This window comes from Streptomyces sp. NPDC047880 (assembly GCF_040706515.1).
In the GTDB taxonomy this organism is placed as follows: domain Bacteria; phylum Actinomycetota; class Actinomycetes; order Streptomycetales; family Streptomycetaceae; genus Streptomyces.
Window position 1 is genome coordinate 39,346 of the sequence record NZ_JBEZOK010000038.1, and the last position, 21,092, is coordinate 60,437.

Below are 21,092 nucleotides of genomic sequence, written 5' to 3' on the forward strand. Positions count from 1 at the left end.
GCGGTCGGTCAGTCACCGACCGTTCCGGCGTCGATGCGCCGACCACGCGAGGCGTCCACCACGACGGGCATGCCGTCCGGGATCCGTCCCTCGAGCCGGTCGAGCAGGGACCGCACCGGCGGCAGTTCTCCCGGCGTGCGCACGTGGATGTACATCGTCCGGGCGTGCGCGTCGACACTCGTGACGTCCGCGCCCGGCTCGTCGGCGAGCCACTGCTGCGCCGCGTCCTTGGCGCGGCTGGTCCAGGCGTTGAGCAGCAACGTGAGCGCGGTGTTGGCAGTCAAGGGCACGAGCACGACGACGAAGAGCACAGCCATGGCCGCGTACGCGCTGCGCGCGGGACGCCCGGCTGCCGCGCCGGCCCTCGTGGCGTAACCGAGCGAGGCGAAGACGATCATGCCCGCGAAGACGAGGGCGAAGAGGTTCGACACGAACAGGGTCAGCGCGCCCAGCGCCAGCCACCCCGACAGCTTCCCCAGGCACACCCCGACCACCACCAGGGGAGGTACGAGGGAGATGGCGATCGCGACTCCGGGCAGCACGGCGGCGACGTCCCGCCGTGCCAGCGCCACCGCGCCGGCCAGGCCCGTGGCCAGGGCGGCGATCAGGTCCATCAGCCCCGGCGACGTACGGGAGGAGATCTGGCTGTTGGACAGCAGGTCGTAGTCATCGGGCAGAACCAGCGACATGACCGCTCCGACCGCGATCACCAGCAGGCACGCGAGGAGGACGATCAGGAGCGAACCGGTGCGCCGGCGCTGCACCGAGCCGAGGGCGATGCCCATGATCGGCGTGGACAGCGGCGCGATGATCATGGCGCCGATCACGGTCGCCGTCGAGTCGGTGAGCACTCCGCCACCCGCGATGACCGACGACAGCGTCAGCATGGTCCAGAAGGCCGAGCGCTTGGACGTGGTGTCGCCGGACGACAGATCGAGATCCTGGGTCAGTTCGTCCAGCGAGCGGCGCTGGGAGACCGGCAGAACGTGCGCGCGAACCTTGCTGATCATGTCTCCAAACAATCACGCCCAGCCCGCTCCTCACGGGCAGGACACGTGCACGAGGCGCCGCGGCGCGGGAGAAGGCCGGCCTCATGAACCTCACCCGTCACGGGTGAGCAACCGGCGCGGGCCGCCGCCCATGATCGGAAGGGCAGCACGACTCGCTGCACGACGCGGAAGCTGTACGACGCGGAAGTGAGGAAGCGGACATGGCAACAACCGCCCACCATCGCTCGAGGGGATCCGAGGCGGCCGCCGGAGGGCTGGTGACGTTCGCCGCCGTTCTGCTGTTCGTCGCAGGCATCCTGGACCTCTTCCGGGGCATCATGGCCATCGCCGACGACGACGTCTACGTCTCCACACCCGACTACATCTTCAAGTTCGACCTCACCGGCTGGGGCTGGATCCAGCTGATCCTCGGAGTGATCGCGCTGGGCGTGAGCGCCGGCCTCTTCTCGCGCGCGCTGTGGGCCAGGGTGGTCGGCGTGGCCATCGCGGGACTGCTCATCGTCGCCAACTTCCTGTCGATCCCGTACTACCCCGTGTGGTCCCTCGTCCTGATCGCGCTGTACGCCTTCGTCATCTGGGCGCTGTGCGTCGTACGGGAGTGACGTGTGGCAAGTGGCCCCGGCCGGAGTGACTCAGCGCGCCACGGTCGCCAGCACGTCGTGCCCGAGCCGGCGGACGACATCGGTGGCGAGCCGGTGACGCACCAGCTTCCCTTCCCGGGTCGAGCGCACGAGGCCTGCATCGCGCAGGGGCCGCAGGGCGCGGGAGACCTGCGGTTCGCTGGAGCCGAGCCGGGCGGCGAGCTCCGAGATGGTGATGGGCTCGCCCAGCAGATGACGGCACAGCTCCATCCGGGCGGGTGAGGTCAGCGCCATCAGCCGGTCGTGCAGATCCCGCAAGGTGAGCTGACCGCCCGGGGTCGCGGCAGGCACCGGGTACTGCACCGTCACGCAGGAGGCGTGCTCGTGCTCGACCGTCAGATGTGGCCACACCCGGGCGGACGGGACGAGGACGAGGGGCCGCGGGGCGATCTTCACCTCGTCGGTCTGCAGCTTGTCCAGCCGGACACGTTCCCCCGGCCCGACACCTACCGCGGTCGGCAGCAGCTCGCTGAGCACGTCGGCGGGCGACCGCGCTGCCAGCCTGCGGCGCACTTCCCGGGCGTGGTCCTCCAGGAGCGGCCGCAGCCGCTGCCAGTCCTCGGCGAAGAACGCGGTGTCGGCGGCCCGCAGCGCCGTCAGGAGCCGGTCCCGCAGCTCCAGCGGGGCCGCCACCAACTGTCGCGCCAACTCCCCGCGGGCGTACGAGCGGCGCAGACAGCGGCGCGTGGATTCCTCGGCAGCGCCGTCTGATCGCCCATCGCCCGGCCTGGCGGTGCGACGCCGGCTCACGCCGTGTTGGCCGGTGCCGGTGCCGGTGCGGACGGTTGCGGATGATCTCGGTTGCGCGGCGGGAGGGGCGAAAGTCACAGAAGCATAAAGGGCAATTCGCAACTTCGATCTTCACGGAAGGCTCACAAGTTGGTTAAGTTGGTTACCGCGTGCACGACTTCTGCCGATGGACAGGTGGTTCTCGTGTGCTCTTGGACGGAAGGAGTGCCTTTCCATGGCGCTGGAACGAACCCCGCTCCCCGGAGTGACCGACTTGGCTGGTGCCCGCGTTGGCGAGTGAGAGCGAGAGGCCGAGCCCCGAGGAGGTCCGGCGGCGGATCGACAGCCTCTACGACCGCGCCGAGAGCGACTCAGGCACCTTCAACGCGACCCGCGCCGCCGCGATCCCGCGTCAGCGGGGCGTGGCCGCCCGAGGCCGGTCCGAGGAGGAGATGGAGCCGGCGGTCGGAAGCTTCGCCCGCCAGTGGTTCGACCTCGCCCGCACCAAAATGGGCCCAACGGTGCCGGCCTGGCACGCGCAGCGCAAAGCGCCGGTCCGGCCCGACAGCGCGCCCCGGGAAGCACGACCCGCGCGTCCCGCGGAACGCCCTGCGGAACTCCGCGCCCTCGAAGCGCCCCAGGCGGCGACCGGTGGTGCGCGGGAGCTGACCGCCGGATCAGCCCCGGCTCCGGCCACTGACCTTCTCCCGGAGCTCCCCGGCCCGCGTGTGGCACAGCCTGCGGCAGGCGAGCCCCATCCGGACGCAAGCGCCCTGCAAGCCGCTGCACCGCCGGCCTTCGGCGGTGACATGGCCCCGTGGTCGCCGTATGAGCCCGTACCGGGGCCCGTACCGGCAGCGCCCGCACCCGCACCCGTCCTGGAGTCCGGCTCACAGTCCACCGCGGCCCTGTCCGCTGTCCCGGCCCTCGCGGCGGGTGTTCACCCGATGGATCTCCCGACAGGCGGGACGGAGACGTACGGTGTCGATTGGGCGACCGGTGCAACCGCGCCGTATGCCACGCCTCCGTCACTCGACCCCACCGCGTATCACAGCTCCGGTCCGCCGACCGAAGTGGCCACACCGTACCGTGACTTCGGCTTGCCCGACATCCCGGCACCTTCGCTTGCGGCCCCTGCCCCGGCGGGGGTGGCCACCGAGCCGGGCACCGCATCCACCCCTGCCGCACTGTCAGTTGACGCCGCACCGCCGGTCTCGGAGCCCCTCGCCGTGCACCGGCCTGCCTCCACCACCTACGCACCGGGCGACTACGCCGGCTCCTGGTCCACGCCGGCCGGCGGCCACAGCACCCAGGCCGAGCGGGTCATCGTCTTCGCTCGCGCTCAGATCGGTCGGCCCTGCGTGTGGGGCGCGGTCGGGCCGGGCTCGTACGACGCCCCCGGTCTCACACAGGCCGCGTGGAAGGCTGTCGGCGTCATGCTTCCACGGAGCACCCAGGCCCAGTGGGGGGCCGGAGTGCAGATCTCGCTCGCTGATGTCCAGGTCGGAGACCTGGTCTTCTTCCACGACGACCTCAGCCACGTCGGCATCTGGAGCGGCGACGGCATGATGATCCACGCCCCGGGACCGGGAGCGCTCATCCGTGAGGAGTCGGTGTTCTTCGCCGGCCAGTCGGCGATCAAGGGCGCGATCCGCCCGGTCTGAAACCTGACCTCGGCTGTCGACGGATCGCGAGAAGAAGTGGAGAGAGAGACCGGGGCCAGGCACTGCTGTCAGGTCTCCTCGTCACACCTCTGGCTTTCCTGCTGCATGGGGTCGGGACCGGCTCATGGGCAAGGCGGGGGGCAGGCGCACGGGCTCGGGCCCGCCGTCGGGGCGAAGCGGCGGAGTGACACCGGGAGGTCGAACGCACCCCCTGGTGCCGCCTGCCCATGCAGCCGGGAAGCCGGGTCAGCCCGCTGCCGGGGCGCGCAGCGGCTCGCCGACGCTCCTGAGGTGGCGCAGCGCCTCCCGGTGCGAGGCGATCAGCCCGGTCTGGTGGTAAGGGACGCCCAACTCCGCGCAGTACCGCTCGGTGATGACCTGGGCCCTGGCGAGTGCGGGTGTCGGCATGCTGGGGAAGAGGTGATGCTCGATCTGGTAGTTGAGTCCGCCCATGAAGGCGTCGATCAGTGCGCCGCCCCGGACGTTGCGTGAGGTGAGGACCTGACGGCGCAGAAAGTCCAGCGAGGCCCCCTCTTCGATCATCGGCATCCCTTTGTGGTTGGGCGCGAACACCGAACCGAGGTAGATCCCGAACAGGCCCTGGTGGACAGCGAGGAAGAGAAGCGCCTTGGCGGGGGAGAGGACGGTGAACAGTCCGCCGAGGTACACCACGAAATGCGCCACCAATAGCGTGCCTTCCAGCGCCGGCCTTTTCATCGACGGACTTTTCAGGGCCTGGAAGCTGCTGAAGCTCAGGTTCAGCCCTTCCAGGGTCAGCAGCGGGAAGAAGAGCACGGCTTGGTGCTTCCCGATGAAACGCGGCAGACCCCGGGCGGTGCGCGCCTGCCGGCGCGACCAGACGAGAATGTCCGGTGAGACGTCCGGGTCCTTTCCCTCGTGGTTGGGGTTCGCGTGATGCCGGGTGTGCTTGTTCATCCACCACCCGTAGCTCATGCCCAGCAACAGGTCGGCGACCAGCAGTCCCCCCGCCTCACTGGGCCGCCGACCGGAGAAGACCTGCCGGTGGGCGAGGTCGTGGGCGGCCAGGCCGAGCTGTCCGAAGACCACGGCCAGGGCGACGGCGACGAACAACTGGCCCCAGCTGTCCCCCAGTGCGATGAACGCGCCGACGCACCCGGCGAGCGCGAGGGCGACCAGTCCGAAACGGACCGTGTAATACAGCGGACGGCGCCGGAGAAGCCCGGCCTCGGCCATGCGCCGCGACAATTCAGAGAAATCGCTCCCCTTGTTCTTCCTCTGTCGTTCTCCTCGCATCGGCGGGCCTGCCGGAAGCACCAGTGAATTGGTCATGGGGCTCAGTATCGAAGTCATTCTCCGGCGGCAGAATGGTGTCCACCCCCCGCGCGGGGTGGTGCCAGCGCCACCACGGTCGTGGGGGGAAGACCGCAGCGAGCCCACCGATCGCCGTCCGTCACCGCGCTGAGCCCGTCGCCGTGACCGGGGGAGTCACCTGGTCAGATGGGTGACCACGGAGCGCATCGCACGGCGCATGGCGGGGAGCGTCTCCTCCGGTGGGTCGAGGGTCTCGAACCCGTGACGGCCGTTGGGGACATCGACCAGTTCGAGGCGCGCTGAGTCGGCCGCGGCCACGAACGCGTCGACGGTCGCGGCGATCTCGGGTGACTCCCGCCCGGCACGAAGGAGGACGACGGGCAGGGACCCCGTTTGTCGGACCGCCGTGGCAGGGTGGAAGCGGCTTCCCGTCATGCCCCAGGCGGGAAGGGGAGCCAGGACGGGGTAGGAGGCGGCCAGGCAGCGCAGCCAGGCGGGCGGCTGTGCAAGCCAGTCCGCGGTGAGGGGCCCGCTGCCGGAGAAGAACCACAGGGCGACCCGGTCGGCGTCCACTCGCGGATCGGCCCGCACCCTTTCCACTCCGGCGGCGATGTCCGCGGCGGCGCGGTCGTAGTCCGCGACGTCATGGAGCCGATGCTCGAGACTCACGCCGACCATGCCCTCGGCCGCGGCCCACCGGGCGTATCCCACCAGGGTCGGCCACTCACGCGGGCGAGGCTGCGCCCCGGCGGGCACCGGCCCGCCGTGCACGAACACCACGGCAGGTCGTGGGCCCTCACCCTCGGGGACGTACAGATCGACCAAACCCTGACGGTCGCGAGGCAGCTCGGGGACCTCCATGGGGAACGGGCGCAGGTGGGCAGGCCCCGACGCACCACCGCCGGCCGGCCGCAGACGGTGCCCCTCACCGGCAGCGGCCTGCAGCAGCACGTCCGCCAGGGCGGCAGGGCAGGACAGCATCGGCCAGTGCCCAGTGGGCAACTCGAAGAAAGTGACCTGAGGCTGCGTCAGGAAGGCCAGCGTGGGGTCGCCGAAGTCGACGAGCCTCTGCACCATGTCGATGCCGGCACCATTGCGTGTACACAGCACGCCGGTGACGGGTACCGCCGCCACGGCTCCGGTCAGCCGCAAGGGCTGAATCAGGGTGCCCAGCGGCTGCGGGACCGCCAGGGCGGTCAGCCGGTCCAGGTCCGCCTCGCCGACGCCATCGGTACTGCCCCAGCGTTCCCAGTCCCCACGGGCTGGTGGCGCCAGTACACCCTCGCGCTCGCCTGCCCCGGCGCGTTCGGCGAGCTGTGCGCGCAGCCCCTGGTCCGGTACGGCGGCCAGCGCCGGAACACCGTTCTGCGGCATCCCGCTGTCCAGGTGGACGACCCGCGCGATGCGCTCCGCACGCCGGTCGGCGGCGCCGAGCACCGGGTGGATCCCGTAGTCGTGACCGACGAGCACGATCTGCCGCCCGGCAGCGTCCACCGCGTCGATCGCCGCGATCACGTCCTCGACGTGCGTCTCCAGACCGACGTGCGACGCAGTGGCGGGCCGGTCCGGATCGATGCCCGTCAACGGGACCGCGTGCGCGGTGCCTCCCGCCGCGACGAGCCGAGCGGCGGTCTCCTGCCAGACATGGGTCCCGGTGAACGCACCCGCCACCATGATGAACACATGCACAAAGTCCTCCCCGGACTGGTCTCGTGACGCCGCGCCGGTCGCGCACGTCATCGTCCGCGGGCCACGGCGTCTGCCCGGCCCGGCACCGGTACCGTAGGAACTCCCCTTAAGGGAGGTTCAACTGTCCGCTTCGCATGAGCTGTTGTGGAGCATCGGGGAGCTCGCCGAGCGCGCCGGTGCCACCGTGAAGACCGTCCGCTTCTACTCCGACCAGGGACTTCTCCCCGAAGCCGCCCGCAGCAGTGGCGGACATCGCCGCTACGGCCCACCGGCCCTGGAACGCCTGCAGTTGATCCGCTCCCTGCGCGCCCTCGACCTGCCCCTGCCCGGGATACGCCGCGTCCTCGAGGACGAAGAGGCAGCCGGCCGTGCACTGGAGAGCGCCCTCGACAGCCGTCTGAGCGAGCTCGGCAGCGAGCTGAAGGCCCTGCGCTGGCGCGAGGCGGCACTCCAGCTGGTGCGCGCGTGCCCGCCGGGTCAGCGCCCCGGTCGGCTGAGGCTGCTCGGTGCGCTGAACACCCCGCCGAGCACCGCGCCACTGGCCAGGTTCTGGCGCGCCTGGCTGCCACCACGCATGCCACACCGGGCGACCGCGGCATTCCTGGAGGTGGCCGTCCCCCAGCCGCCGGACGAACCGCACCCCTCCCAGGTGCTGGCCTTCGCCCGGCTGCACGCGATGACCACGGCCCCCTGCCCGGACGGCCGGCAGCCCCAACCGGAGGTGCACCGTGTGGCGGGGGCCGACGGCGCCGTCCTGCTGTACGCGGGCCTCGCCGAAGCCTTCGAACTCGCAGCCCCCCACGTGCGCCGGGCACGCGCCCCGCAGCCGGGCGAGGCCCTGGACGCCTACGTCGCGGCGTACGCGAGCGCGTACCGCAGCCGCGACACCCCCGAGTTCCGCCGCTCGCTGGCCGCCCGTCTCTCGGTCGAAGCGCGCCTGAACCAGTACTGGGAACTGGCTGCCGTCGTCCTGACCCCGCCGGGCAGCCACCCGCAGCCGACGCCGGGCTCCGCGGACGACTGGCTGCGCGCCGCACTTCAGCTGGACAACGCCATAGCGGTGTGAATCCGGGAAACCACAGGGCGGCTGCCCGGATCCGGTCCGCTGCGGACGAGCGGCCCAGTCCGTACGCGCCGGTCCGCTCACCCCAGGATCATGACCACCGCCAACGCCCCCACGAGTGAGTCGATCCGGTCCAGCAGCCCCCCGGCCCCCGCCAGCCACTGGCCCGAGTCCTTGACCCCGGCGCCGCGTTTGACCAGGGACTCCACCAAGTCGCCCACCGGCCCGCCGACGGCCACCGCGGCCGCCGCCGGCCAGCTCCACGCCGACAGCAACGCGAGGACGGCCAGACCCGCCCCCGCGCCGCACAGCGTTCCGCTCCACCGCTTCGCCGGGGACAGCGGCGACAGCCGGGGCCCGCCCAGGCGAGGCCCGGCGAAGTACGCCACCACATCTGCGATCGACACCGCCGCGAACATCGCCAGGCCGAGCGCCCCCAGCGGCGCCAGCCCGGCCAGCACCCCCAGCCACACCAAGCCGAGCAGACCGGTGCCGAGCCGCCGCAAGCCGTCCTCGGCATCGCCGGCCAGCAGCGGGACGGCAACCAGCGCGCAGGCCCCGACCGCACCCACCCGCCAGAGCTGGTCCGGCATCGACACAGCGGCGACGATCAACCCCGTCACGCCTGCGGCGAGCACCACCCGGTCGGCCGGGGGCAGCCGGGTCAGGGCGCCGAACTCCCACACCGCCACCACCGCGACGAACGCGGCGAGCAGGGCGATCCCGGGCCGCCCCCACCAGAAAGCGGCCGTCACCACCGGCACACCCACCGCCCACGCACACCACCGGACCACCAACTCCCGCCGCCGCGACGCCCCCACCAGCACACCGCTCGCCAGCAACGCGCCGCCCAGCCACGGCGCCAGCGCGGCCACCGAGGTCACCGTGCCGCCCCGGCACCCGACATGGCAGACGAGACCGCACGCAGTTCACCGAGGGCTGCCCGGTAGGCGTCCACGATGCGGGCGTTCTCGACGGCGTCACGGACCGCCACGCGCACGGTGCGGCCCTCGTACGCCGACGACAGCGGCGACAGGTCCCGCAGGAACACACCGTGCCGCCGGCACTCCGTCACCAGGGACGCGGCGCTCGCCCCGCCCGGCGGCAGGGTCAGCGTCAGGAAGTTGGCCACCGACTCCTCGACCGTGACCGAGGCGTCCACAGCGGCCAGGTCGGCGGCGAGCCCACGCCGAAGCTCGTGCGTACGCCGCAGCACGCCGGTGTAGTACTCCGGGTCGCGCAAGGCCGCCACGGCCGCGAGTTGAGCCGGCAGCCCGACCGCCCAGGGCGGGGTCCACCGGCGCAGCTCTGCAGCCGTATCCGCCTCGGCGACCAGGTATGCGGCCCGCACGCCGGACAGGGCGTACACCTTCGACATCGAGGTGCAGACCACCACGCGCGGGTCCCTCGCGGCGAACGGGGCGAGCGAGTCGGCGGGATCCACGTAACCGAGGTACGCCTCGTCGATCCACCACCGGGTCCGGGCCGGGGCCGCGCTGATGACCGCGCGCAGTTCCGCGGCCGGTGCGTGACGGCCGGTCGGATTGTTCGGGTTGACCACGACCACCAGGTCGTACGCCCCATCGGCCACTACCGCCGACAAGCCGGCCGGGTCGATGCGCCAGCCCTCCTCGCGCCGCAGCCGGAACCGGTCCACGCGGCAGCCGATCACCCGTTCCGTGACATGGGCGTACTCGCCGTACCCGGGGTCCAGCAGCAGGACCCGGCTCGTCGGCGTCAGCCAGCGGCCGAAGGCCCGGAAGATCAGGTCGGAGGAGCCGGCGCCGACCGCGAGCGTCTCCGGGGGCAGACCGCGGACAGCGGCGAGCTCCGCCAGCAAGCCCTCCGCGCCGGTCGGTGGTGAGGTGCGGGCGACCCACGCCGCGTCCTCGGCGAGCACCGCGCGTGCCCCGGGGGCCGGCGGAAACCAGGCGTCGAGCACGTCGGCCGCGACCACCTCGTGACGCCGCGCCAGCGTGCGGAAATCAGTGCCGATCGCGGTGAACGAGGCCCCACCGTGCTCGCAGCCGTCCGGGCGGGGCGCGAACGGCACGTCCAGCCGCCAGTCCACCCCGGCCGCCAACCGGGCCACGGTCCCCGCATGCCGCCCCGCCGCACGCCGCGACAGCTCCGCCACGTCTCCGGTGAGCACGTCGAACGCGACCGCCCCGCTGCGGACGGTACGGCCGACGGGACGCAGGCCCGCCGCCCGGTACATGCCGATCAGATCGGTGCGGCCCATCGCCACCACCCGCCGCCCGCCCCGGGACGCGATCCAGCGCAGCGCCGCGTACATCAGCAGTGCGCCCGCGGCTCCGTTGCGGGCGCCGGGCTCGACGGTGAGCAGGCGGACCTCGAAGACGTCGGCCTCGTCGAGGAGCGGCAACTCCGCGCGGGTCAGGTACTTGTCCAGCCCGTACCGGCCCACCCACGGTGGCGTCACGCTCACGAACCCGACGCGCTCCGCACCCCGCGCCGCGACCAGGTAGACGTTGTCGCCGTCCAGCCCGTCGACCAGCCGCCCGTCCGCACGGGGTGAGTGCTGGCCCAGCTCCTCGGCGTAGACGCGGTGCCGCAGTTCATGAATCCAGGGCATGTCGTCGGGACTGGCGGAACGCAGAGTGAGGGCGCGGGCCATCTGAACCTCTTCGCAGGGAGACAAGGGCGGTCCAGTGTTGCTACGAGCAGCCCGCGGGGAGCAGGGGAGGACAGCCCGGACGGTCTGAGTACGCGTACTCATGCGCTTCCGCTCTCCTGCGCCACCACTTCCACGGAGGGGATCCAGCCGCACGCCACGGAATGTGAGACTGAAGGCATGCTCATTCAGTTCCTCACGGCGGCCGGCGTGCTCGCCGTGCTGACCATGGTGCCCGGGCCGGACATGGCCGTCGTGACGAAGCGGGCGGTCGCTTCCGGCTGGCAGGACGGGCTGCGCACGGCCGGCGGCATCACCGCGGGGCTGCTGATCTGGGGTCTTCTCACGGTCGTGGGCCTCGCCGCGGTACTGGCCGCCTCAGCCACCGGCTATACGGTGATCAAACTCGTGGGCGCCGCCTACCTGGTCCTCCTCGGCGTCCAGGCGCTGCTCCACAGCCGACGCGCCCGGGCGCGGGCCCATGACGCCCTCCCCGGCGCCCCCGCGGGCAACCCCTGGCGGACCGGCCTGGTCACCAACGTCTTCAACCCCAAGATCGCTGTCTTCTACACCGGTCTGCTCCCGACGCTGGCCCCGACCGGGCTCTCCCCGCACACCGGCATGGCACTGCTGGTCCTCATCCACGCGGCGTTGACCGCCGTATGGCTCGGCGGCTACGTGATGCTGCTCGCCAAGGCGCGCGTCTTCTTCCAGAAGCCCGCCGTGCGCCGGGCCATGGACCGCGTCACGGGCGTCGTCCTGATCGGGTTCGGCCTGAAGGTCGCGACGACGCATCCCTGACCAGCGACGTCGACCCTGCCTCGACCGGGATGGCCGGTCCGGGACCGGGAGCGTGCTCAAGCCCGGCGAACCGCATACCCCAGATACGTCACGAGGGGCTTGCCCTCCGGATCGAGCACCATGTCGACGAGCTCCGGCAACTGATCATCGGTCAGCGCCCCATGCCGGCGGCCACGCGCACCCACCTCGTCGGCGCCGCTGCCTGCGGCCACCCCGGTCTTCTGCTCGGACTGACACCTGCCGGTGCGCGACTTCAGGACGTACGCATCGCTCGTCGCCATGATGGACAAGACCGCACCCGACCTGCCCTGTCTGCTGCCGGTGCGCATGGTGGCGGCGTGTCTGGGCGCGCCGACCGCCAACCCGCAGCACCGCCTGGGTGCACACGGGGCCCCACCGGTCCTGGAGTCCAACGCGCTGCACGACCCCGCCACCGGCCATCCGTGGGCCGTCTCGGTGACCCGGCAGCTCGGCCGCAGCGGCGTGCTCCTCACCTATGAGGGGCACGGCCACGGCAGTGTCACCAGCGGCCCGTGCATGCAGGACGCCGTGGACAGCTACCTGACCGACCTGACGGTGCCACCACGAGGCACCATCTGCCCCGCCCAGCGGCCGTGAGGGCGCGGGCACTGGCTCTCCGGATGGTCAGCGCGGCCGGATCGCCGCCTCGGCCGCTGCCTTGATCCTGGCCCCGAAGGCGGGCGCATCCTTGCGGGCGGCCGTGAGGGCCAGGCCGACGAGCAGCTTGCCGAGCCCGTGGCCCTCCAGAACGTTGTGGAGACGGACCCGTCTCCTGCCGTCGGCCAGCGGTTCCAGGTCGTAGCCGCCTTCAGCCACCGACACGCTGTTCTTCGACGTCTCGGTCCACCGGATCCGCGTCGGGGCCTCGAGTTCGGTGATCCGGAACTCCCTGGCCGTCTTCACCCCGGCGTCCTTGACCGTGCTGCGGAACACCGTTCCCACGGCGGTCGGTGTCTCGGGAACCCGGTCGATCCTCTGCACCCGGGGACTGAACTGCGGATCGTTGCGCCCGTCGGCGAGGTAGTCGAACACCGCCTCGACGGGCCGGTCGATCTCGGTGCTCGCCACGAACTGTCCTGACATACGAGCTCCTCGGTCACTGGGTCCGCGCGGTCGTGAAGGGCGCTCGGTGCGTCCTGCCGTATCGGCACCGAGACCTTACGGGAGCGCCCGGTGTCCCGCGAGGCGACCGACACGCCATCGCAGGAGGGCACCGGGCTGCGACCCGACGCCAACGGTCACGGCACCTCGTCTGCTCGGTGCCGCTCCTCGCGCAGTACGTCGTCGAGGTCGCCGAGTCGGTCCAGACCCTGCACCGGGCGCCGCATGCGAGGGTTGCCGGACAACCTGTCACGGTGCCGGTGGAGAAAGGCCCAGTAGCCGGAGGTGAACGGGCAGGCGTGCGGACCGGTGCGGTCGGCCGGCCGGAAGGAACAGCCCCCGCACAGGTCGCTCATGCGGTGGATGTAGGCGCCCCCGGAGGTGTACGGCTTGGTGGTCATCCGGCCGCCGTCCGCGTACTGGGACATGCCGATCACGTTCGGCACCATCACCCAGTCGTATCCGTCGACGAAGCAGCGGTGGAACCAGTCGGTGACGGCCGCCGGGTCCCAGCCGCGCTGCAGGGCGTGACTGCCCAGCACCATCAGGCGGGGAATGTGGTGCGTCCATCCGGTGTCACGCACCTGGGCGAGCGCACCGGCCAGACAGCGCGCGGTGACCGCGTCCGCGTCGAGTTCGCCGAAGTAGGCGGGCAGCTCCCGCGTGTGCCCGAGCGCGTTGCGTTGCCGGTAGTCCTCACCGAAATGCCAGTACAGCTGCCAGACGTACTCCCGCCACCCCGCGACCTGCCGGACGAAACCCTCGGCGCTGTTCACCGGGACACCGCCCTCCCGCCATGCACGCTCGGCATGCTCCACGCACTCGGCGGGGTGCAGCAGCCCCAGGTTCATCGAGGACGACAGCAGACTGTGGGCCATCACCGGATCACCGGCCAGCATCGCGTCCTCGTACGGCCCGAAGGAAGACAGCCGGTGCGCCACGAAACGGCGCAGCGCCGACAGGGCCTCGCGCCGGGTGGCGGGGAAACCGCGGGGGCCGTCCCGGCCGACGAACCGCACCCCGTCCTCTCGCTCCCACCGGTCGAGGTCCTCGCGCACCCCGGCGTCGATGTCGTCCTCCCGCGGCCGGTACGGCCCCGGCACGTCCAGGGTCCGGGCGCCGCGCGGCGGAGGCTCACGGTTGGCGTGGTCGTGGTTGAACCGGCCCCCGGCCGGGCGGCCGGCGTCCATCAGCAGGTCGTGCCGCTCACGCACCCAGTGGTAGAAGCTCTCCTGGAGCAGCCGCCGCCCGCCGAGTCCCGCGGCCCAGTCGGTGAACTCCTCGTGCGTGACCAGGAAGCCGCGGGCGGGCAGCACCCGCACCCCCGGCAGGGAACGCACCAGCCGCAGCGCCGCGTACGACGTGGGGTGGCACACCGTCACCGATGCGTCGCCCACCGCGCGGCGCAAACCCTCGCGGTAGGTCTCCGCCCGCACGTACGTCACCCGCTCACCCAGCTCCGCCGCGCGGTGCCGCATCGCCGACAGCACCAGATGGGCCTTGGCGCGGTGAAAGCGCCTGCGCCGGAAGACCGACTTCGCCTCGATCATCACCACGGGTGCTCCGCGTTCGGGGCCCTGCTCACGGGCGGGGGTGAGGAAATGCGGGCCCAGCTGATCACCGAAGAGCCAGTGCGGAGTGGGCATGGCAATGAGCCTTCCGTCGGGGGCGCATGCGTACGGACGGTGCAGATTTCGCCCGCCGGCGCGGTACCGGATGCGGTCGGCCGCCGAATGGCCCCGTTCGGGTGCCGGCACTCGGCGCCGCCGTGCCGGTGCGCACACACAAGATTCGACGACGAGGGATAGCCGGGGGCGGTTCAGCACGTCGTGATGGTTCGAGAAGGGGAGGGTCGATGGAGGCCTCGAGTCATGACGAGTTCCGGGAGTTCGTGGAGATGCGCTCCACCGCGCTGCTGCGGCTCGCGGTGCTGCTCACCGGTGGGGACCGGTACGCCGCGGAGGATCTGCTGCAGATCGCACTGATGAAGGCCTACCGACGCTGGTCGCGCATCGAGCAGCACGAGGCCTACGTCCGGCAGGTGATGTACCGCCAGCAGGTGAACCGCTGGCGGTTGCGAAGACACCAAGCCGAGACGACGGTGCCCGTACTGCCGGATGCCCCAGGGGACGCGGCGGCCGGGTCGGACTCCGACCTGCGTATCGCCCTGTGGGCGGCGCTCGGCCGCCTGACGAACCGGCAGCGGGCCGTGGTCGTGCTGCGCTACTTCGAGGACCTGCCCGAGGCCGAGGTCGCGGCGCTGCTGGGATGCCCGGTCGGCACGGTCCGCAGTACGGCCCACCGGTCACTCGCCAAGCTCCGGCAACTCGTACCGGAACTCGGCCCCGAACGGCCCACGGAACGGATCCAGTCGCTCGGCTACACGCCCAAGGAGGTTCAGCGATGACGACGGAGCGCGTGGAGGAGAAGGTCCGGGACACGCTGCACGCGGTCGCCCTGGACCGGGTGCGGGCGCCCGGGGACCTGGTGGAGAAGGTGGTGCGGCGGCGCAGCAGACGGCGTTTCTCGCAGGCCGCGGGCACCGCGGTCGCCGTTGCCGCTATCAGTGTGGGCGCGGTGTTCGGCTTCGGGGACGGAGGTTCGGCACGGCATGAGCGCCCCGTGCGTCCGGCGGCGTCACCCGCGACCCCGCCTAAGGGCTGGAAGCCGTGGCAGAGCAGCGGTGCGGGCGCCAGCGAGCGTGGGTGCCTGGTGGACGGTTCCGCGCTGTACTGCAGCGGGTCCGAGTACGACGTCGCGAAGGTCGACGCCAACACGGGCAAGCGGTTGTGGAGCGTAGGGGTCAATCGCGAAGGTGACGGCATCGACCACCCGTTCGCCGTGCGCGACGGGGTGGTGTACGCCTACCGCAATCACACGGCCCGGAACCTGCCGGACGGGGACTACTTCGGCGGCACCGACCTGATGGCGGTGAACGCCGGCACCGGCACGGTGCTGTGGACGGTGCAGATGCCGCAGGACGACCGCACGGACCAGGCCGCCATGCCCATCGACGGCGCGGTGCTGGCGAACACGCCGTCGGTGCGCACCATGTCGGCTCTCGATCCGCTGACGGGCAAGGAGAAGTGGCGCCACACCTGGGACAAGGGCACCGTGTGTCAGCGGGCCGTGCTGAGCGATGTGCCCTACCTCCTGTGCTCGCGGGACGTCGAGAAGCCGGACGGCACCGATGTCCTCCGTCTTGATCCCGCCACCGGAAGCGCCACGAAGGTCACGACCCTTCCCGGCATGCAGCAGCTCATCGGAACCTCGGGGGACCGGATGGTCCTGATCGCGGCGCGGGACGAGGGCCGGAAGAACCTGCAGCTGACCACCGTCGACGGCTCGGGTGAGCACGCCTCACACCCCTACCGGATCGAGGGGACCCTGGCCGGCTCCGATGTCGTCGGTGGCCGTTTGATCACCGTCTCCCGGCAGGGCGAGGCCTCGGCCCACTCGCTGACCACGGGCAAGACCTTGTGGACCCGCCCGGTGGGCGTCAAGGTGCCCGGCGAGGACACGATGCAGGGCCTCGCCTCACCCGTGGTGTCGACCCGGCAGGGCGTCGTGTACTTCCTCGACCCGACCGGAGACCTGTCCGGACTCGACCTGCACACCGGCGCACAGGTCTGGCGCGGCCACGTCGACACCGGCAAGACGAAGCCCGGATTCGGGGGCTCGCGCCAACTCCTGCTCTACGGGGACGCGCTCATCGCCCGGAACGGCAGCACGATGGTGTCCCTGCTGCCGCGCACCGGCGACTGACAGCAAGGCCCCGGGCCGGGGAGGCATCTCCCCGGCCCGGGCCCCGTCGCCGTCGTCAGGAGGTGGCGGGCTCCGCTCCGGCCGGCGCCTTCGCCGCGCCTCCGCCTGCTGACGGCACGCCGAAGACTCTCACCGCTTGGTAGTACGTCCATGCCGTGCTGTTGCAGGCGGTCCGGCTGGCGCCGGAATAGGCGCCGCAGACGCGCTTGAGATCCTCGTAGAACGCCGAGTCGAGGCGGTCCTTGTTGGCGGAGAACGTACCAGCCGCCTCGTAGTTCCGATAGCCGAAGTCGTGGCGGGCGCAGGCGTTCTGGAAGGGGAAGCCGAACGGGTTGTCGGGCGAGGTGGTGCAGTAGTCCGTCGACCAGTCGAAGCCGTACGAGGCCCATGCGCCCTGGTTCTGGCGGGCCGCGGCCCATGCGTTGTAGCTGGAAGCACTGGTCTGCGTCCAGGAGCTGAGCACCTGGGGCTTGTCCGCCGGAGCCGCCGAAGCGGACGCGGCGGGAACCAGGACGAGGGGAAGTGACGCCATGGCACCTGCGAGGAAGAGAGAGGCGCGACGCATCCGGGTGTCCTCCATACACATCGATGTGCTCACCGTGGATCTCACGGGAGGATCAAACTTGGCTCCGCCCCGCGGCCGGTACGGCCGAGAACAGGGCAGGCCGGATCGCGGATTGACGCCGGTGAGCACCGGGCAGATGCGCGGCCTCTGCCGGTCGTCCTCCAAAACGTCGTTCGGGTCGGGGAGCCGGCGGCAGGGCCGACGGGGGCTGCGGCGATGCCGAAGAAGGTCAGGGAGTGCTCGGCCTTTGAAGGGGGACGCGACTGGCCGGGTGCCGGCCTCGTTCCGGTCCCGCAGGCGGCGTCGGCGGGGCAAGCTGACCGAGCACGGCTCGTCCGACCCGAGCCAGGGTGTGGTCCCCGTACCGGACCGAACGGGCAACTCCCGCCCCGGGCAAGGGCATCGGCGCCGATCCGCCTACGTGTGTCAACCGTGGTCGGGCAGTCAGGCGTCGAACAGGCCCAACGACACGTTCTTCACGCCCGTGATGCCCTGTGGGCCCTTGGACCAGTCCGACGGGTCGTAGTCGAAGGACACGTAGGCGCCACCCGCATGCCCGCAGGCCACGGGCGCGAAACTCCAGTAGTCTCCGGCGGCGGTCTGCCAGGTCATGTACCAGGCCACGCACTCCCCATCCACCCAGCCGCCCGGCTTCAGGTCCTCCACCCATCCGGTCACGTGCGCCCGGCCGTTCTCGATACAGATGCTGATCTCGCCACGGCCGAAGGTCTTCGTCGCACTGTCGGTGACGCAGGTGGGCGCGGCAGTCCCGGCGGACGCGGCAGAGGCCGCCGGCGCCACCGCGAGGCACGCCGCCGCCGCCGAGAGCGCCGCTAACGCCTTCACACGAGTCAATCGCTTCATGGTCGCTTTCCTTCCTGACAGTCTGGACAAGAGTCGAGCCATGCGCATGCCGGCGGCTTTCAGGAACCGTTCCGAATGAGCAGCGCTTCACAGCGCTGAAGGAGCAAACAGCCTCAACGGACACAGCCCATGCCGTCCGACCGCCTTCGTGGTCACCGGCATCAACCGGGCGGAGCCAGCGCAGCGTAGCCCGCGGCCGGATGGTCGACCAACAGCTGTTCAACTGCTTCCCTCGGGCTCCTGGCCACGGCTCTGCGGCCACACCGGAAGTGCCGCCCGATCCAGCCCGCCGGGAGGACCTGGCGGGGCTGACATGACACCAACCGAAATGACGTAGGGGCTCCGCTTGTCAACGAGTCTGGTCGCCACGGGCGTTGCCGGTGACGACCCTGTTGTAGCCGCCCGCCTCCCGGAGTGCCTGTGTGGATCCGAGGAACACCGTGCGGGATGAGGAGAGGACGAGTGCGCTGTCGCAGCAGGCCTGTACGTCCTCCATGAGGTGGGTGGCCAGGACCACGGTCGTGGTGGTGCTCAACTGCCGCAGCAGGGCGTGGAACCGGTCCCGCTCGGCCGGGTCGAGGCCGGTCGTCGGTTCGTCGAGCAGCAGCAACCGAGGCTCGTTCACCAGGGCTTGTGCGATCCCGACCCGGCGTCGCATGCCGCCGGAGAGGGCACGGTACTTGGTGTCCATGCGTGAGGTCAGGCCGACCTGGTCCACGGCGCGTTCCACCGCATCGAGGGCACCCCGGTTCGGCATGTCCTTCAGCCAGGCGGCGTAGCTGACACACTCTCGCACAGTGAAGCCCCGGAACATCCCGAACGTCTGCGGCAGGTAGCCGAGCCGGCGGCGGATCTCCAGGCGTTCGGCGGGACGCCGCGGATCGCGCCCGAGGAGCTTCAGTTCGCCTTCCGCCGCTGCTGCCGCCGTCCCCAGGACGCGCAGCAGGGAGCTCTTGCCGGCTCCGTTGGGGCCGAGCAGGGCGTGGACACCGTGCCCCAGCTCCAGGTCGAGACTGTCCACGGCGGTGGTGCGGCGGTGTCGAACGGTCAGCCGCGTGGCGCTGATCACCAGGACCTCAGATCGTTGAAGGAGTGCCGGCGAAGGACGAGAAGGGCACCCAGCACACCGGACGCGACCCCCCAGACGAACTGGGATCCCCCGTCCAGCAGGTTCTTGAGCACGTTGAGCATGACAGCCCGGTAGGAGCTGACCTTGCCGTCCTGGCGCATGGAGAGGCGGGCCAGGGCGGCGATCACCAGCAGCCATGTACCGCTGGTCACGACCGCGCCGAGCGTGCACCCGATGTAGGAGCCCAGGACCAATGTGACGAGCGTCAGCGCCAGGCTGGGCACCAGCCAGGCGGCCGCCCACGGCGACACTCCGACACCCGCCAACGCAGCGACCAGGAGCAGGGGGCAGCACACGGCGAGAACGACACCGGTGCGCAGCATCAGCAGACGCAGCCCGCCGGCCGGAGTACTGCGGATCACGGGCGCGAAAGGATCGGCTCTGCCTCCGTAGCTGACCGCCACCCAGAGCAGAGGCAGCAGCGGTGCGAACAGCAACAGGAAGGGGAGGGAGTCCTCTTCGCCGGCCGACGCGGCGAGCCAGGCGGCCGCAGAGCAGACGCCGGTGACGGCGAGCAGCCACGGCCAGCGCAGTCCGGGCACGGCTCGCAGCCACGGTGGTGGCTGGGGGAGGGGCATCATCACGGTTCTTCTCCGTCGGGGTCTGGAATGCGGGGTGGGGCGTTGTCGTGGGCGATCGCTGCCATGCACCGGCCGATCCAGTGCGCGCGCTGGGGCGCAGGCAGGCGCGCCAACGCACCGGCCCCGGACGGCGCGTCGGCCGTGGGACCGGCGGAGGTCGTTTCTCGCGTGAGCCACTCATACAGCGCGCGGGCCTCCTCCGATGCGGGGTGGGTGTAATCCGCGGTGAGACATGCGGCGAGGCCGTGCAGATTGATGTCCTCGTGAGCGGAGATGCCGACCGTCCACGCGCCGTCGACCCCGTCGGTGTCCCGGCACGAGTGCACACTGTCCTCGGTCAGGAGGTAGTGCGTCGGGCCGGCGCCTTCCAGACGGCGGGACAGGTGTTCGGCGACGTGTTCCAGACGCTGTCGTCGTGGTTCGAAGGCGGACGAGACACAGACGGCAGGAGCGTGCCCGGTGCAGTGCAGTTCTCTCGTGTTGATCACCGACCCCGAGGCATGCCCCTGAGGCCAAAGCGTCAGGAGGGGGAGTGCCGCGCTCACCATGACGACCAAGGCACCGGAGATCTTCCACCGGCGGGCGCACAACAGGACTGCGGTCGCCGCCACCGCGGCGAACCAGGCGGCTTTGCACCACGGCAGCCAGACCGGCGGTCCGGGCAGCGCCCCCAGCTCGGCTCCTCCGGGGACCGCGTCTCCCCGGTAGCTGAACCGGAGACCGTCGAGGGGACCCAGCAGCGGCGTGCTCCACGGCGAGACGGACAGCACCAAGGCGGCCGCTGCGAGGAGAACGGACACCCCTCGCAGCGGCACCGTCCGGCCCACCAGATACGCCACACAGGACAAGGCCGTGAGCATCAACCCGTGGACCGCCATCATGTCGAGAGGTGCCCGGCCCACCGGCTCCTGGGGGTAGGGCGACATCACCATGACGGTCATGGCCAGCACATAGCCGGCGAGCGGCCACGCGACTCCCGAGACCAGACCCACCAACTGGTAGGTCACACCGCCTCGGGCCGATGTCGTCGCGACCCAGCCGGCGTCATCGCGTGCCTCCGCACCGCCCTGCCACCCGGCGAGCAGCACCGCGCACCCCACTCCGACGGTACGCGCCGCCATTCCGCACGTTTCACCGATGCGGACCCAGCCGGTGTCCCTCCACATGCCCCGCCCGTACAGCCCGTCCCAGGCCAGCGCCACGAGCGCGCCGGCCATCACGAGCGCGACCAACGGACCGGCCTGGCGCCGCAGGTTCGCCCGGAGCACGATGACGAACGGCGTCCGCCGCATCAGGACCATGCCCATAGGAAGACGTGCGCCGGCTGACGGTTCCCGATGCCGCGGGGGGTGAAGGGGCGGCAAAGGGGCGCATGGGGCGCACGTATGCCGGAGGACCGCCCCCCGGTCGTGCGGAGTGCGGTCCTCGGTGATCCGAACGACAGACCCTAGTAGTGCTTCGTTAGGTTGTGGGCTGTCTGCGGCTGCTCCGAGGGCGGGGCAGGGGGCGGCCGCAGGTGGTGCAGGTACCGGTCCAGCACC

21 protein-coding genes are annotated in these 21,092 nt (G+C 71.3%); 7 read left to right on the forward strand and 14 right to left on the reverse strand.

Annotation, left to right across the window (positions count from 1 at the left end):
- Positions 1–8: 8 nt before the first annotated feature.
- Entirely contained in the window at positions 9–1,010 is a 1,002-nt protein-coding gene (locus tag AB0937_RS36445) for a DUF389 domain-containing protein (protein ID WP_366718152.1), read from the reverse strand.
- Between the two features lie 200 nt (positions 1,011–1,210).
- Between AB0937_RS36445 and AB0937_RS36450 the strand changes: the two genes are divergently transcribed.
- Positions 1,211–1,612 carry a hypothetical protein gene (locus AB0937_RS36450; RefSeq protein ID WP_366718154.1) on the forward strand — a complete coding sequence of 134 codons (402 nt, stop codon included), beginning with the start codon at positions 1,211–1,213 and terminating at the stop codon, positions 1,610–1,612.
- 30 nt (positions 1,613–1,642) lie between these two features.
- Here AB0937_RS36450 and AB0937_RS36455 read toward each other — a convergent pair whose 3' ends face one another.
- Positions 1,643–2,479, reverse strand: a complete 837-nt coding sequence (locus tag AB0937_RS36455) for a DUF5937 family protein (RefSeq protein WP_366718156.1) — start codon at positions 2,477–2,479, stop codon at positions 1,643–1,645.
- Between the two features lie 1,130 nt (positions 2,480–3,609).
- On the opposite strand from AB0937_RS36455, the gene AB0937_RS36460 reads away from it, so the two are divergent.
- Complete coding sequence (locus tag AB0937_RS36460) at positions 3,610–4,044, forward strand: NlpC/P60 family protein (protein WP_366718158.1); 435 nt, start codon at positions 3,610–3,612, stop codon at positions 4,042–4,044.
- Between the two features lie 246 nt (positions 4,045–4,290).
- Here the strand turns inward: AB0937_RS36460 and AB0937_RS36465 are convergent, their stop codons facing one another.
- Together AB0937_RS36465 and AB0937_RS36470 are read right to left on the reverse strand one after the other, a co-directional pair.
- Positions 4,291–5,319 carry an acyl-CoA desaturase gene (locus AB0937_RS36465; protein WP_366718190.1) on the reverse strand — a complete coding sequence of 343 codons (1,029 nt, stop codon included), beginning with the start codon at positions 5,317–5,319 and terminating at the stop codon, positions 4,291–4,293.
- A gap of 192 nt (positions 5,320–5,511) precedes the next feature.
- The gene (locus AB0937_RS36470; protein WP_366718160.1) at positions 5,512–7,026 is read right to left on the reverse strand and encodes an alpha/beta fold hydrolase; all 1,515 of its coding nucleotides are present in this window, start codon (positions 7,024–7,026) and stop codon (positions 5,512–5,514) included.
- A gap of 121 nt (positions 7,027–7,147) precedes the next feature.
- Here AB0937_RS36470 and AB0937_RS36475 point away from each other — a divergent pair, with 121 nt between their 5' ends.
- A complete protein-coding gene (locus AB0937_RS36475; RefSeq protein ID WP_366718192.1) occupies positions 7,148–8,092 on the forward strand; it encodes a MerR family transcriptional regulator in 945 nt (314 codons plus the stop codon).
- Between the two features lie 77 nt (positions 8,093–8,169).
- Here AB0937_RS36475 and AB0937_RS36480 read toward each other — a convergent pair whose 3' ends face one another.
- Both AB0937_RS36480 and AB0937_RS36485 read right to left on the reverse strand, forming a co-directional pair.
- On the reverse strand, positions 8,170–8,973 hold the full coding sequence (locus AB0937_RS36480) for a phosphatidate cytidylyltransferase (protein ID WP_366718162.1): 804 nt from the start codon (positions 8,971–8,973) through the stop codon (positions 8,170–8,172).
- Entirely contained in the window at positions 8,970–10,727 is a 1,758-nt protein-coding gene (locus AB0937_RS36485) for an aminotransferase class I/II-fold pyridoxal phosphate-dependent enzyme (RefSeq protein WP_366718164.1), read from the reverse strand. The genes AB0937_RS36480 and AB0937_RS36485 overlap by 4 nt, the downstream gene beginning before the upstream one ends.
- 177 nt (positions 10,728–10,904) lie before the next feature.
- Here AB0937_RS36485 and AB0937_RS36490 point away from each other — a divergent pair, with 177 nt between their 5' ends.
- On the forward strand, positions 10,905–11,525 hold the full coding sequence (locus tag AB0937_RS36490; RefSeq protein ID WP_366718166.1) for a LysE family translocator: 621 nt from the start codon (positions 10,905–10,907) through the stop codon (positions 11,523–11,525).
- Positions 11,526–11,581: 56 nt separating this feature from the next.
- On the opposite strand, the gene AB0937_RS36495 is transcribed toward AB0937_RS36490, so the two are convergent.
- Entirely contained in the window at positions 11,582–11,815 is a 234-nt protein-coding gene (locus AB0937_RS36495; RefSeq protein ID WP_366718168.1) for a hypothetical protein, read from the reverse strand.
- Here AB0937_RS36495 and AB0937_RS36500 point away from each other — a divergent pair.
- A complete protein-coding gene (locus AB0937_RS36500) occupies positions 11,805–12,143 on the forward strand; it encodes an alpha/beta hydrolase (RefSeq protein WP_366718170.1) in 339 nt (112 codons plus the stop codon). The two genes, AB0937_RS36495 and AB0937_RS36500, sit on opposite strands and share 11 nt — an antisense overlap.
- Positions 12,144–12,170: 27 nt before the next feature.
- On the opposite strand, the gene AB0937_RS36505 is transcribed toward AB0937_RS36500, so the two are convergent.
- Both AB0937_RS36505 and AB0937_RS36510 read right to left on the reverse strand, forming a co-directional pair.
- Positions 12,171–12,629 carry an SRPBCC family protein gene (locus AB0937_RS36505; protein ID WP_366718172.1) on the reverse strand — a complete coding sequence of 153 codons (459 nt, stop codon included), beginning with the start codon at positions 12,627–12,629 and terminating at the stop codon, positions 12,171–12,173.
- Positions 12,630–12,784: 155 nt separating this feature from the next.
- Positions 12,785–14,293, reverse strand: a complete 1,509-nt coding sequence (locus tag AB0937_RS36510; protein ID WP_366718174.1) for a cryptochrome/photolyase family protein — start codon at positions 14,291–14,293, stop codon at positions 12,785–12,787.
- A 209-nt stretch (positions 14,294–14,502) separates the two neighbouring features.
- Here AB0937_RS36510 and AB0937_RS36515 point away from each other — a divergent pair, with 209 nt between their 5' ends.
- Positions 14,503–15,054 carry a SigE family RNA polymerase sigma factor gene (locus AB0937_RS36515; protein WP_366718176.1) on the forward strand — a complete coding sequence of 184 codons (552 nt, stop codon included), beginning with the start codon at positions 14,503–14,505 and terminating at the stop codon, positions 15,052–15,054.
- Positions 15,051–16,412, forward strand: coding sequence for a PQQ-binding-like beta-propeller repeat protein (locus tag AB0937_RS36520; RefSeq protein ID WP_366718178.1), 1,362 nt, complete (start codon positions 15,051–15,053; stop codon positions 16,410–16,412). Before AB0937_RS36515 ends, AB0937_RS36520 begins: the two co-directional genes overlap by 4 nt.
- A gap of 55 nt (positions 16,413–16,467) precedes the next feature.
- On the opposite strand, the gene AB0937_RS36525 is transcribed toward AB0937_RS36520, so the two are convergent.
- The 5 genes from AB0937_RS36525 to AB0937_RS36545 form a co-directional block, all read right to left on the reverse strand.
- Positions 16,468–16,977, reverse strand: coding sequence for a phospholipase (locus tag AB0937_RS36525; protein ID WP_366718180.1), 510 nt, complete (start codon positions 16,975–16,977; stop codon positions 16,468–16,470).
- Between the two features lie 444 nt (positions 16,978–17,421).
- Positions 17,422–17,841 carry a hypothetical protein gene (locus AB0937_RS36530; RefSeq protein ID WP_366718182.1) on the reverse strand — a complete coding sequence of 140 codons (420 nt, stop codon included), beginning with the start codon at positions 17,839–17,841 and terminating at the stop codon, positions 17,422–17,424.
- A gap of 349 nt (positions 17,842–18,190) precedes the next feature.
- The gene (locus AB0937_RS36535) at positions 18,191–18,910 is read right to left on the reverse strand and encodes an ATP-binding cassette domain-containing protein (protein WP_366718184.1); all 720 of its coding nucleotides are present in this window, start codon (positions 18,908–18,910) and stop codon (positions 18,191–18,193) included.
- Positions 18,907–19,554 (reverse strand): hypothetical protein, encoded by a 648-nt coding sequence (locus AB0937_RS36540; RefSeq protein ID WP_366718186.1) that lies wholly within the window; start codon positions 19,552–19,554, stop codon positions 18,907–18,909. The genes AB0937_RS36535 and AB0937_RS36540 overlap by 4 nt, the downstream gene beginning before the upstream one ends.
- Complete coding sequence (locus AB0937_RS36545) at positions 19,551–20,852, reverse strand: hypothetical protein (RefSeq protein WP_366718188.1); 1,302 nt, start codon at positions 20,850–20,852, stop codon at positions 19,551–19,553. Before AB0937_RS36545 ends, AB0937_RS36540 begins: the two co-directional genes overlap by 4 nt.
- Positions 20,853–21,092: the final 240 nt, after the last annotated feature.